Origin of the sequence: Amycolatopsis nalaikhensis (genome assembly GCF_030264295.1) — a bacterium.
In the GTDB taxonomy this organism is placed as follows: domain Bacteria; phylum Actinomycetota; class Actinomycetes; order Mycobacteriales; family Pseudonocardiaceae; genus Amycolatopsis; species Amycolatopsis nalaikhensis.
Map to the genome: position 1 here is coordinate 9,909,389 of NZ_CP127173.1, position 11,898 is coordinate 9,921,286.

Genomic DNA, 11,898 nt, shown 5'->3' on the forward strand with positions numbered 1-11,898 from the left:
CCCGTAGTCGTGAGTGTTTAGGGCGGTTCTAACCGCCCTAAACACTCACGACCGCCAGGCGAGGGTCAGCTGGGACTGGATCGCCGCCGCGGCCCAGGACACGTAGTCCTCGTGCGGCCAGCCGCACACCGTCGTCAGGTGCTCGTACGCCTCGTGCGACGTGAGCAGCCCGATCGCGTCCGCGAGCCGGTCGGAGGCCGCCAAGCCCGTCGACTCCAGGCGGGCCACGATCTCCGCGCGGCGGACCACCGCCAGCTCCGCTCGGACCGCCGCCACCGCCGGGTCCTCCGCCGCCGCTGTCGTGAACGCCCGCCAGATCGGCAGCGACCGCCGTACCCCCTCGGCGACGCGCGCGACCGCCGACGGCAAGTCCGCCATCCCCGCGTCGCCGACCACCGCGTCCAGGTTCACCGCGTCGGGATTGCCCGTGAAGCCGTCCCGGAACGCGGCCAGCAGCAGGTCCGCCTTGCGCCCGGTCTGCGTCACCGTTTCCAGGCTCACCCCGGCCGCGGCCGCGATCTGCCGCACGCTCGTGCCCGCGTACCCCCGCTCGGCGAACAACCGCCCCGCCGTCTCGACGACGTGCTTCCGGGTGCGCCGGGCCCGGGCCTCGCGCGCCGGGGACTCGTAGCGCCGACGCTCGCCTTCCGCCATAATTCGATAGTACAGCGTATCGATCAATATCGGAGGTCGCCATGTCCCGGGTACTCGTGTGCGTCCAGCCCGCCCGCGGACACGTCGGCCCCACCAAACCGATCGTCGAGGCCCTGCTCGCGTCCGGGCACGACGTCACCGTCGTCACCGGCGCCCGCTACCGGCAGGCCTTCGAGGCGCTCGGCGCGCACGTGCGCCTGCTGCCGGAGGAGGCCGACTTCGACGAAACCGACCTCGACGGCACCATCCCCGGCCGCAAGGGACTGCGCGGGCTCAAGCTCGCCCGGTTCGAGCTGGCCCACTTCGTCCGCGCGATGCCCGCCCAGCTGTCCGTGCTCGACGACGACGTCGACGTCGTGCTCTGCGACCCGCTCTTCATGGCCGGGCTGGCCCTGGTCCGCCGCGAACACCGGCCACGCGTGCTGGTGCTGGGCTTTCTGCCGTTCATGCCGCCCGTGCCGAGCGGTCCCCCGCCGAAGACCCTGGGCGACCGCGTCGGCGGCGCGGTCTTCAAGGCGCTCTCGCCGTGGGTGCTCGGTCCCGCGCAGCGGCTGGCCCGCGAGCTGCTCGGCGAGGACCCCGGCCTGCTCTTCGCGGACTGGCCGCTGCGCAGCGACGGCGTTCTCCAGATGACCTGCCCCGGCTTCGAATACCCGCGCCCCGGCGCGCCCCTGCACTTCATCGGCCCGACGACCGTCAGCCGCACGGCCGACCACCCGCTCCCGCCGTGGTGGGGCGACCTCGACGGCTCCCGCCCGGTCGTGCACGTGACGCAGGGGACGATCGCCAACGACGACCTCGGCCGCCTCGTCGAGCCCGCGATCGCCGCGCTCGCCGAGGAAGACGTCCTGGTCGTGGCAACGACGTGCGGCGGCACGCTGCGGCCCGGCCCGCTGCCGCCCAACGTCCGCGTGGCCGACTTCCTCCCCTACGACGAGCTGCTCCCCCGCTGCGCCGCGATGGTCAGCAACGGCGGGTACGGCGGCGTGAACCACGCCCTGCGCTACGGCGTCCCCCTCGTCGTGGTCGGGGCCAGCGAGGACAAGCGCGAGGTGGCCGCCCGCGTCACCTGGTCCGGTGCCGGGATCGGCCGGGCCCGGCCGACGGTTCCGCCGGAGAAGCTGCGGCGGGACGTCCGCGCGGTCCTGGACGAGCCGCGCTACCGCGAGCGCGCGAGGGAGCTCGCCGCCGAGATGGCCGCCGGGCCGTCGATGGCCGACGTCGTCGAGCTGATCACGACCGGTCAGAAGTACGCCCGCAAGTAGCCCGCGAAGCGCTCGTCGACCTCGTCGGCGGTCAGGCCGAAGTCCGCCAGGCTGTACCGGTGTGCCGGTTTCCGCTCCCCGGAACGGCTTTCCTCGTGCAACGAGGTCATCGCCGCGCGGGCGTCGTCGCTGAAGGACAGTCCGAAGTGGTCGTACACAGTGGACACCGTGCCGATCGGATCGGCGACGAAGTCCTCGTACCGCACGTCGCAGAACTGGGCCTGGTCGTAGCGGGCGCGGGCCTCGCGGAACTCGTCGGCGCCGCGGGCCCACAGGTCGAGCTGACCGCGGCCGATGACGTCGCCGCGGAACTTCGCCGACCACCCGTCGGCGGCCTTCTCCGCCAGGCTGCACATCGAGCCCATGATCGTGCGCGGCGCCCGGTGCGTCTGGATCACCAGCGCGTCCGGGTACGCCGCCATCAGCGCGTCGAGCGCGAAGAGGTGGCTCGGGTTCTTCAGCACCCACCGCTTCCCCGCGTCCGGCAGCCCGATCAGCTGCAGGTTCCGCCGGTGCCGGGCGTAGGCATCGGTCCAGTCCTGCTTCGCCAGCCAGCGCGAATAGCGCGGCACGTGCGCGAGGCATTCGAAGGAGAGCGAGCGCATCGACTGGCGCAGCAGCTGCCAGCACTCCTCCACCTGGTCGGCGGAGATGTGATGCACGCCCATGAACTCCGGGTGCTCGACGTGGTGGCGTTCGTACCCGGCCTGGATCCCTTGGAAGATCGGGTTCTCCGCCCACGTCGACCGCGGCGGCCGCGGCTGTGGCACCTCGGCGAGCCACACTTCGAGTCCCTGGTGGGCCGGGTCCTCGGCGAGCAGGCGGTGCAGGGCCGTCGTGCCGGTGCGGGGCAGGCCGGTGACGAAGATCGGCCGCTCGATCGCGACGTCCGCGTACGCCGGGTGCTGCTTCCACGCCGCTTCGCTGAGCAGCCGCGCCACGAGCGCGCCGCGCAGCATCGCGCGGTGCACCTTGTTCCCGTACGGCGTCAGCTCTTCGTCGGCTTCGTAGGACTCCAGCAGCACGCGCAGGCCCTCGACGTGCTCGTCGTCACCGAAGTCGTCGAGCCCGGTGAGCTTGGTGGCCGACGCGTGCAGGTCCTCGACGGTGCCGACGTCTTCGCGGCCGGGGAGCATGGGTCCTCCTAGTGGTGGTATTCGCCGCCGTTGACGTCGAGGCACTGCCCGGTGATCGCGCGCGCCATCGGCGAGGCGAGGAACACGACGGCGTCGGCGATCTCGTCGGGTTCCGGGAGCTTGCGCAGGTCTATTGTGGACGCCGTCTCGGCGTAGACCTCTTCCGGCGTGATGCCGCGTTCCTTGGCCAGGTAGGCGAAGTACCACTTGAGGTTCGGCGCCCAGATGTAGCCGGGTGCGACCGTGTTGACCCGCACGCCGTCCGGGCCCAGCTCGCTCGCGAGGCTCTGGGACAGCGACAGCAGCGCCGACTTCGCCATCTTGTAGGCGCCGAACGTGCGCCGCGAGTGCCGCAGCACGGCGGAGTTGATCATCACCAGCGAGCCCTTGCTCTCCTTGAGAGCGGGCAGGAACCCCCGGGTCAGCCGGAGCACCGAGATGGCGGCCGTCTCGAACCCGGCGCGGACCGCGTCGAGGTCCACAGTGGCCAGATCGGTCAGCGGTGGCACGGCGAAGGCGTTGTGCACCACGGCGTCCACCCGGCCGAACGCGCCGAGCGCCTCGGCGACCAGGTTCGCCGCGGAGTCCGCGTCGTCGATGTCGGTCCGGATCGCGACGGCGCGGCGCCCGAGGTCGGTGACCTCCTTCGCGACCTCGGTCAGCCGCGACTCGGTGCGTGCGGCGAGCACGACGTCGGCCCCGGCCACGGCGCTGCGCACGGCGATCGACCGGCCGAGCCCCGGGCCGATGCCCGAGACGACGACCACCTTGTCCCGCAACAGGTTCTCCACGGTCACCCCAGCATCCGGGCGGCGACGGCGTCCTGCCGGGCCGCGATCCTCGCCGACCACTCCGCCGGCGTCACGCGCGCTTCGGCGTGGAACGGCAGCCGGTCGGGCAGTTCGTCCACCTTGACCACCTCGACGACCGGGCCGTCCTCCGGGCCGAGGTCGCGCGCGAGCCGCTGCCAGCGGATCTGCACGTACCCGCGGTCGTGGCCGGTCCGCTCGAGCCAGTTCGCCAGCCCGGGGTCGCGTTCGCTGACCACGAACCGGATCTTGCCGTCCGGGTCGACGCGGGCCTGGTCGGCGGTGAGGCTCGTCTGGTGGTTGATGTAGTCGAGCGAGACGTACCAGAGGCTGCCGAGCTGGATGCCCTGGTACGGCGCGTCCGCGCACTTCGGCACGGTGACGATCATCGCCTCTTCGTCGCCGAGCTCGTAGTGCCCGGCCGAGGAGAACTGCGTGGTCAGCCCGCCCGGCGTCGAGCGCGGCTCGGTCATCGTGTTCACCGGCAGGTCGTAGTAGAACCACTTCGGGAAGGCCAGGAACGTCTTGAGCCTGCTCAGCAGGATCTTGCCGGTGACGCCGTAGCGCTTGGCCAGCGCGGAGCGGTCCGGCACCGGCGGCGCCTGGCCCGCGGTGTCGACGCACTGGATGCGGATCTCGCCGCGCCGCTCGGTGGCCCAGTCGCTGTAGACCTCGCGGACCACGAGCATCGACGAGCCCTCGCCGAGGGTGAAGTAGTTCGGGCCTGGGTTCTCTTTCGCCGGGCCGAACCGCAGCTCGAACCGGCCGTCGTCGCCGATTTCGATGGCCCGGTCGTCGAACGCGGCGAGACTGTCGGGCACCACCACCGGCGAGTAGTCACCGTTGAGCACCTGGAAGCTCAGGTCGGCGGTGGTCCCGCGGCGGCCGGTGACCAGGTACTCGCGGTCGGCGCGGATGTTCGCGTTGAAGTAGAGCGTGTCCGGGTTGTCCAAGCCCATCTTCGTGTAGGGCCCGGTGGACGCGGTGAAGTACGGGAAGTCGCGCTGGTAGGCCCAAGCCATTTGCAGCGACGCGCGGATGCTGCCGGCGAGGTAGTCGTAGCCCTCGAGGAGGTCCTGCTCGGTCTTCACGTGCGGGGCTTCGGCGATCAGTTTCTCGGCCTCGGCGATGGCGTCGGCGAACGGCCGGGTCAACGAGAACTCGTTCTCGATCATGCCGGAACGGCCCAGCGGTTGGCGAGCAGCCGGAAGCCGGGGTTGCCCTCCCACGAGAGCATCGACTCGTACGTCCGGACGTACCCGATGTGCGACATCCGCCAGGCGCCGTCGGCTTCCCGGCGGTAGGTGTCCTCGTAGAACGCGGCGCCTTCGATGATCACCTTGTGGTCGGGCACGATGACCTTGTCGGTGAACGCCCAGCGCCCGGTCGCGGTGTCGCCGTCGACTTCGATCTCGGGCTGACCTGCGTGGTGGACGGTGATGATGCCGTTGCCGAGGCTCTTGGTGAGGAACTCGACGATCGCGTCGCGGCCCTCGAACTTCTTCCCGTCGCCGCCCACGGCGTGCGTTCCGTAGTCGGCCGTGGCGTCGACGGTGAAGGTGTCGGCCACCTCGTCCCACTGCTTCAGGTCGACCGCGCGCAGGTAGCGGTACTTCAGCCGCCGGATCTCTTCGAGTACGACCAAGTCCATCTTCACAGGGTCTCGCACCGCTTGACCGATGACAAGAACATGTTCTACTTTTTTCCCGTGTCCGTGGCCTACGAACTGTCGCACCTGGCCGCGCTCGAAGCGGAGGCCGTGCACGTCTTCCGCGAGGTCGCGGCGACCTTCGAGCGCCCCGTCCTGCTGTTCTCCGGGGGCAAGGACTCGGTGGTGATGCTGCACGTCGCGGCGAAGGCGTTCTGGCCGGCGCCGCTGCCCTTCCCCGTGCTGCACGTCGACACCGGCCACAACTTCGACGAGGTGCTGCGGTTCCGCGACGAGACCGTCGCCGCGCTGAACCTGCGCCTCGAGGTCGCGCGCGTGCAGGACGACATCGACGCGGGCCGCGTCGTCGAGGAGACCGGGCCGCGGGCCAGCCGTAACCGCCTGCAGACGGTCACGCTGCTGCGCGCGATCCGGGAAAGCGGTTTCGACGCCGTGTTCGGCGGTGCCCGGCGCGACGAGGAGAAGGCCCGCGCGAAGGAGCGCGTGTTCAGCTTCCGCGACGAGCACGGCCAATGGGACCCGCGGGCGCAGCGCCCGGAGCTGTGGAACCTCTACAACGGGCGGCACCGGCGCGGCGAGCACATCCGCGTGTTCCCGCTGTCGAACTGGACCGAGCTGGACATCTGGCAGTACATCCGCGACGAGCGGATCGCGCTGCCACCGCTGTACTACGCGCACCGGCGTCCGGTGGTCCAGCGGGACGGCATGCTGCTCGCGGTCACGCGGTTCCTGTCGCTTGTGGACGGTGAGCGGCCGTACGAGGCGACGGTGCGCTTCCGGACCGTCGGCGACGCCACCTGCACCGGCTGCGTCGAATCGTCGGCGGCGACGCCGTCCGAAGTGGTCGCCGAGGTGGCCGCCACGCGTGTCACCGAGCGCGGCGCGACTCGCGCCGACGACCGGATTTCCGAGGCAGGCATGGAAGACCGCAAGCGGGAGGGCTACTTCTGATGCAGCTGCTGCGGATCGCCACGGCGGGCAGCGTCGACGACGGCAAGTCGACGTTGATCGGGCGGCTGCTGTTCGACTCGAAGGCGATCTTCACCGACCAGCTCGCCGCGGTCGAGCGCGCCAGCCGCGACCGCGGCGAGGACTACCCGGACCTCGCGCTGCTCACCGACGGCCTGCGCGCCGAGCGCGAGCAGGGCATCACGATCGACGTCGCCCACCGCTACTTCGCCACGCCCAAGCGGAAGTTCATCATCGCGGACACGCCGGGGCACCTGCAGTACACGCGCAACATGGTGACGGGTGCTTCGACGGCCGACCTGGCACTGGTGCTCGTCGACGCGCGCAAGGGCGTGCTGGAGCAGTCGCGGCGGCACGCGTTCCTCGCGTCGCTGCTCGGGATCGGGCACCTCGTGGTGTGCGTGAACAAGATGGACCTGGTCGGCTGGTCGCGCGAGCGGTTCGACGAGATCCGCGAGGAGTTCCGCCGGTTCGCGATGAAGCTGGACGTCGCGGACCTGACGTTCGTCCCGGTTTCGGCGTTGCACGGCGACAACGTCGTCCACCGCAGCGCCAGCATGCCTTGGTACGAAGGGACTTCACTGCTGCACCAGCTCGAAGAGGTGCACGTCGCCTCGGACCGGAACCTGATCGACGCGCGGTTCCCGGTGCAGTACGTGATCCGCCGGTCGGACTTCCGCGGTTACGCGGGCACGATCGCGGGCGGAGTGTTCAAGCCGGGTGACGAGGTCGTGGCGCTGCCGTCGGGGTTCACGTCCCGGGTGCGCGCGGTGTGGGGTCCGGGCGGGACGCCGCTGGCGGAGGCGTTCACCGGGCAGGCGGTGGCCGTCGAGCTGACGGACGACCTCGATCTGGGGCGCGGCGCGATGCTGTGCCGCCCGGGCAACCGCGCGGAGTCGGCCCGCGAGGTCGACGCGCTGGTGTGCTGGTTCTCGGCGCGTTCCTCGCTGACGCCCGGGGCGTCGTACGCGGTCCGGCACACGACGACCGAGACCCGCGGCACGGTGGAACGGCTGGAGTACCGCCTCGACGTGACGACGTTGCACCGCTCGGAAGCGGATTCGCTGTCGTTGAACGACATCGGCCGGATACGGCTGCGCACGCGGGCACCGCTGCTGTTCGACCCGTACCGCCGCAACCGCGCGACGGGCGGCTTCCTGCTGGTGGACGAGCACACGGGTGACACGGTCGCGGCGGGCATGATCACGGGCGCGGTGGCGTCCCCGGTGGTCTGGCACACGGCGGCGGTCCGCCGCGAGGACCGCCCGACCCGCGGCGCGACGGTGTGGCTGACGGGGCTGTCGGCGTCGGGCAAGTCGTCGGTGGCGGTGGAGCTGGAGCGCAGGCTGGTGGCGGCGGGCCGCCCGGCGTACTTGCTGGACGGCGACAACTTGCGCCACGGGCTGAACGCGGGCCTCGGCTTCAGCCCGGCGGACCGCGCGGAGAACGTCCGGCGGGTGGCGGAGGTGGCGCGCCTGTTCGCGGACGCGGGCGTGGTGGCGATCGCGTCGCTGATCAGCCCGTACGAGGCGGACCGCACGCGAGCGCGGTCGATCCACGACGGGTTGCCGTTCGTGGAGGTCTTCGTCGACACGCCGCTGGAGGTGTGCGAGGCGCGGGACCCGAAGGGGATGTACGCGAAGGCGCGCGCGGGGGAGATCACGGGCTTCACGGGCATCGACGCCCCGTACGAACGGCCATCGTCCCCGGACCTGGTGCTGCGACCGGGCGACGGCGACCCGGCGGCCATGGCGGCGGCGATCCAGGCGTTGCTCGACGACCTCGCCTAGCCCGTCGTGAGTGTTTAGGGCGGTTAGAACCGCCCTAAACACTCACGACCGCCTAGCCCGCGGGGGTCACGAAACCCGAGTCGTACGCGCGGATCACCGCCTGGGTCCGGTCTCGCGCACCCAGCTTGGCGAGGACGTTGCCCACGTGGGTCTTCACTGTCTGGATCCCGAGGTACAGTTCTCCGGCGATTTCCACATTGGACAGACCGCCTGCCATGAGCCGCAGGACTTCGCGTTCGCGTTCGGTCAGACCGGCGCTCGCCAGCGCGTCACCCGCTGGAGACGGCCCGTGCTGGGCGGCCAGGCGTCGGATCGCCGCCGGGAACAGGAGGGAGTCGCCCGTCATGACCGTGCGGATCGCCGCGACGATCTCTTCGGGGCGTGCGCGTTTCAGGAGGAACCCGCTGGCGCCCGCGACCAGGGCGTCGTAGACGTAGTCGTCGTTTTCGAAGGTGGTCACCACGATCACCTTCGGCGGATCCTCCACTGTGGACATCAGGTGGGTGGTCGCGCGGATCCCGTCGACCGCGGGCATCCGGACGTCCATCAGCACGACGTCCGGGCGAAGGCGGGCCACCAGGCCGGGGACTTCGGCGCCGTCGGCGGCCTCGCCGACCACCGCCAGGCCGGGTTCGGTGTCGATGATCGCCTTCAGTCCGGCGCGGATCAGGGGCTCGTCGTCGACAAGGAGAACGCGCACGTTCATCGCCCGCTCCCGCGCACCGAGCCGCCAGCCACCCGCACCACCCGGGTCAGCCGCTCGCCGTCGACCGGCACCCCCGCACTCATCGCCCACTCCCCCACGGCACCCGCACCACGACCTCCCACCGCTCGTCCACCCGCCCGGCCGACAGCTCGCCGCCCAGTACCGCCACCCGCTCCGTCATGCCCCGCACCCCGCGGCCGCCGCCGGATCGGCCCGAGCCGCCGCCCAGTGGGTTCGCCACCTTTGCCACCAGCTCGTGCCCCGTGACCTCCACGACCACCGCCACCGGGACCCTACCGGCGTGCCGCACCGCGTTGGTCAGGCATTCCTGCAGGATCCGGTACACCTCGCGGGACACCACCGCGGGCACCGCGGCCAGGTCGCCATCGATTTCGGCGGTCACCTCGGTGCCCGCCAGCCGCGTCGTCTCCAGCAGGGCCGGGAAGCTCCGTCAGCGTCGGCCGCGGTGTGCGGCCCGCCGCCTCCTCGCGCAGGAGCCCGAGGACGTGGTCGAGGTCGTCGAGCGCCGTGCGGGCCGACTCCTCGATCGCGCCCAGCGCGCGCTCGGTGAAGTCCGGGTCGGTGCGCAGCGTCCGGCGAGCCGCGCCCGCCTGCACCGTGACGACGCTCAGCGCGTGCCCCACCGAGTCGTGCAGCTCCCTGGCCAGCCGGTTGCGCTCGGCGAGCTGCTCGGTCCGCCGCTCCAGCCGGGCGATCCGGTCGGCCGCGCTCATCCCCAGCAGCCCGGCCGCCGCGCGGCGCAGCAGCCCGCCGACCGCCCACACCGCGTACACCAGCAGCACCGTGGCGAGCACGAACACCACCGGCAGCCACGCCGACGCCCAGCCCGTCGGCACGCGCACCTCGTCGCCTTCACCGGTCTGGATGAGGTGCCCGGTGAACACGGCGCTGACCGACACGCCGATCGCGACCGGCGCCAGGAGGCTGAAGAAGCTGACCACGAACCCGGCGACGACGTGCAGCACGAACATCGTCGCCGCGTGCAGGCGGCCGCGGCGGGTGTGCGGCTGGGCGGGCGCGTCCGGCACCGGGTCGTCCAGCAGCTCGCGGATCGCCGTCGACTCGAGCACGTGCACCGCGGGCAGGAACGCCGTCGCGGCCAGGACGAGCAGCGTCAGCGCGCCGCCGACCAGCGTCGCGCGCTCCAACGTCGTGACGAACGGCAGCAGCGACGGCACGGCGACCGCGGAGAACAGCAGGTAGGGCACGCTGATCGCGCCACCGAGGACGAGGTACACCCAGCGGCGGTACGTCGCCTTGTTCGTCAAAGGCCGGAATACGCGCACCGGTCGATCTTCGCAGGCCCGGCGCGGCGGGCGCCTCCCTCTCGCGGTGGACCCCGCCCCCTTCAAGGTATAGCCGACCCCGGGGCTTGCGGCAAGGCCGGGGTGATCGTCCAGAATGGCCGCTCCGAACGCCGTGACGTGGGGAAATGGGGATTCACAGGTGCGTGTTCTGATGACGACGTGGGGGTCGCGCGGGGACGTCGAGCCGCTGGCCGGGCTCGCGGTGGCCGTGCGGGAGCTCGGCGGCGAGGCGGTGGTGTGCGCGCCGCCGGACGAGGAGTTCGTGACGTTGCTGGACCGGGTCGGCGTGCCGATGGTGCCGCTCGGCCCGACGGTCCACTCGATCGTGGCCAACCCGAAGCCGCCGACGGGCGAGGACGCGTTCCGGCTCGCGCCCGAGCTGGTCCGCGCGCGGTTCGAGACGCTGACGGAGGCGGCCGAGGGCTGTGACGCGCTCCTGGCGACGGGGCTGATGCCCGCCGGCGCGCCGGACGTCGCGGAGAAGCTGGGGCTGCCGTACGTGTTCGCGTGCTTCCACCTGCTGGGCCTGCCGTCGCGGCACGTCCCGCCGCCGATGCTGCGGCCGGGCCCGCCGTCCCCGGCGGGCGAGACGGACAACCGAGTGCTGTGGCGCCAGGACGCGGAGCGGGTGAACGCGCTGTACCGCCCGGCGGTCAACGAGCACCGGGCGGCGATCGGCCTGGCCCCGGTGGACAACGTCCGCGACTACGTTTTCACGGAGCAGCCGTGGCTCGCGGCGGACCCGGTGCTGTGCCCGTCGGAGGGCAAGACGGACCTGAACGTCTTCCAGACCGGCGCGTGGACGCTGCCTGACGACCGGCCGCTCCAGCCGGAGTTGGAGGAGTTCCTGGGGGCTGGGGAGCCTCCGGTGTACGTCGGCTTCGGCAGCATGGCCGCGCACGCACCGAAGGACGCCGCCCGGGTGGCCATCGAAGCGGTGCGGACGCGGGGGCGCCGGGTGGTGCTGGCCAGCGGCTGGGCGGGCTTGACCGCGATCGACGAGCTTGACGACTGCTTCGTCGTGGGTGACGTCAACCAGCAGGCGCTGTTCCCCCGCGTCGCGGCGGTCGTGCACCACGGCGGCGCGGGGACGACCTTCGCGGCCACCCGGGCGGGGGTGCCCCAGGTCGTGGTGCCGCGGATCGCGGACCAGCCGCTGTGGGCCGCGCGGGTGGCCGAGCTGGGGATCGGCGCGGCTCACCTGGATCCGAGCCCGACGGCCGAGTCGCTTTCCGCCGCGCTGGCCGAGGTGTTGACGCCGGAGACGCGGGCGCGCGCGAAGGCGGTGGCCGCGGAGGTTCGGATCGACGGGGCGACCGTGGCGGCCAAGAGGCTGCTCGACCTGGCCGCGTAACCGGGGCGGCGACCGGGCGGCGCTTGCGGCCCCGGAGCCGCGCGGGGCACGCCACCCGCGACCGCGGACGACCCCGCCGGGCCGACCACGGGCGGCCGAGCGCCCCTCAACCGGCCGCCTGCCCAAGCGCCCCAAGGCGGCCTTGGTTGCGTCTCACGCACCGAAGGCCGCCTTGGGTGCGTCTCACGCACCGAAGGCCACATTGGGGCGCTCCGGCC

General features: G+C 72.0%; 10 protein-coding genes and 1 pseudogene. 4 read left to right on the top strand and 7 right to left on the bottom strand.

The genetic code is table 11. The features are described 5' to 3' along the window. Window positions 1-45 precede the first annotated feature (45 nt). Entirely contained in the window at window positions 46-654 is a 609-nt protein-coding gene (locus QP939_RS48120) for a TetR/AcrR family transcriptional regulator (RefSeq protein WP_285453647.1), read from the bottom strand. Window positions 655-695: 41 nt separating this feature from the next. Here QP939_RS48120 and QP939_RS48125 point away from each other — a divergent pair, with 41 nt between their 5' ends. Next, window positions 696-1,919 (top strand): glycosyltransferase, encoded by a 1,224-nt coding sequence (locus QP939_RS48125; protein WP_285453648.1) that lies wholly within the window; start codon window positions 696-698, stop codon window positions 1,917-1,919. Here QP939_RS48125 and QP939_RS48130 read toward each other — a convergent pair. The 4 genes from QP939_RS48130 to QP939_RS48145 are packed head-to-tail and all read right to left on the bottom strand — an operon-like array spanning window position 1,898 to window position 5,515. Further along, on the bottom strand, window positions 1,898-3,055 hold the full coding sequence (locus QP939_RS48130; RefSeq protein ID WP_285453649.1) for a sulfotransferase family protein: 1,158 nt from the start codon (window positions 3,053-3,055) through the stop codon (window positions 1,898-1,900). The genes QP939_RS48125 and QP939_RS48130 overlap by 22 nt on opposite strands. A gap of 8 nt (window positions 3,056-3,063) precedes the next feature. Then, the gene (locus tag QP939_RS48135) at window positions 3,064-3,852 is read right to left on the bottom strand and encodes an SDR family oxidoreductase (protein WP_285453651.1); all 789 of its coding nucleotides are present in this window, start codon (window positions 3,850-3,852) and stop codon (window positions 3,064-3,066) included. Further along, window positions 3,849-5,039 (bottom strand): hypothetical protein, encoded by a 1,191-nt coding sequence (locus tag QP939_RS48140; protein ID WP_285453653.1) that lies wholly within the window; start codon window positions 5,037-5,039, stop codon window positions 3,849-3,851. Before QP939_RS48140 ends, QP939_RS48135 begins: the two co-directional genes overlap by 4 nt. Then, window positions 5,036-5,515, bottom strand: a complete 480-nt coding sequence (locus QP939_RS48145; RefSeq protein WP_285453654.1) for a nuclear transport factor 2 family protein — start codon at window positions 5,513-5,515, stop codon at window positions 5,036-5,038. Before QP939_RS48145 ends, QP939_RS48140 begins: the two co-directional genes overlap by 4 nt. A gap of 39 nt (window positions 5,516-5,554) precedes the next feature. Between QP939_RS48145 and cysD the strand changes: the two genes are divergently transcribed. Both cysD and cysC read left to right on the top strand, forming a co-directional pair. Next, window positions 5,555-6,484 (top strand): sulfate adenylyltransferase subunit CysD, encoded by a 930-nt coding sequence (gene cysD / locus QP939_RS48150; RefSeq protein WP_285453655.1) that lies wholly within the window; start codon window positions 5,555-5,557, stop codon window positions 6,482-6,484. Further along, window positions 6,484-8,292, top strand: a complete 1,809-nt coding sequence (cysC, locus tag QP939_RS48155) for an adenylyl-sulfate kinase (RefSeq protein WP_285453656.1) — start codon at window positions 6,484-6,486, stop codon at window positions 8,290-8,292. Before cysD ends, cysC begins: the two co-directional genes overlap by 1 nt. A 52-nt stretch (window positions 8,293-8,344) precedes the next feature. Here the strand turns inward: cysC and QP939_RS48160 are convergent, their stop codons facing one another. Together QP939_RS48160 and QP939_RS48165 are read right to left on the bottom strand one after the other, a co-directional pair. Then, a complete protein-coding gene (locus QP939_RS48160) occupies window positions 8,345-8,998 on the bottom strand; it encodes a response regulator (RefSeq protein WP_285453657.1) in 654 nt (217 codons plus the stop codon). Window positions 8,999-9,077: 79 nt separating this feature from the next. After that, window positions 9,078-10,305: pseudogene (locus tag QP939_RS48165) on the bottom strand (sensor histidine kinase). A gap of 172 nt (window positions 10,306-10,477) precedes the next feature. Between QP939_RS48165 and QP939_RS48170 the strand changes: the two are divergent. Continuing rightward, on the top strand, window positions 10,478-11,680 hold the full coding sequence (locus tag QP939_RS48170) for a glycosyltransferase (protein WP_285453659.1): 1,203 nt from the start codon (window positions 10,478-10,480) through the stop codon (window positions 11,678-11,680). The last annotated feature ends 218 nt before the right edge of the window (window positions 11,681-11,898 follow it).

Bases quoted from the DNA above. Each gene is read 5' to 3' on its own strand.
- QP939_RS48140 (WP_285453653.1), bottom strand. From the start codon at position 5,039: ATGATCGAGAACGAGTTCTCGTTGACCCGGCCGTTCGCCGACGCCATC.
- cysD (WP_285453655.1), top strand. From the start codon at position 5,555: ATGTTCTACTTTTTTCCCGTGTCCGTGGCCTACGAACTGTCGCACCTG.
- QP939_RS48130 (WP_285453649.1), bottom strand. From the start codon at position 3,055: ATGCTCCCCGGCCGCGAAGACGTCGGCACCGTCGAGGACCTGCACGCG.
- QP939_RS48145 (WP_285453654.1), bottom strand. From the start codon at position 5,515: ATGGACTTGGTCGTACTCGAAGAGATCCGGCGGCTGAAGTACCGCTAC.
- QP939_RS48120 (WP_285453647.1), bottom strand. From the start codon at position 654: ATGGCGGAAGGCGAGCGTCGGCGCTACGAGTCCCCGGCGCGCGAGGCC.
- QP939_RS48125 (WP_285453648.1), top strand. From the start codon at position 696: ATGTCCCGGGTACTCGTGTGCGTCCAGCCCGCCCGCGGACACGTCGGC.
- cysC (WP_285453656.1), top strand. From the start codon at position 6,484: ATGCAGCTGCTGCGGATCGCCACGGCGGGCAGCGTCGACGACGGCAAG.
- QP939_RS48160 (WP_285453657.1), bottom strand. From the start codon at position 8,998: ATGAACGTGCGCGTTCTCCTTGTCGACGACGAGCCCCTGATCCGCGCC.
- QP939_RS48170 (WP_285453659.1), top strand. From the start codon at position 10,478: ATGACGACGTGGGGGTCGCGCGGGGACGTCGAGCCGCTGGCCGGGCTC.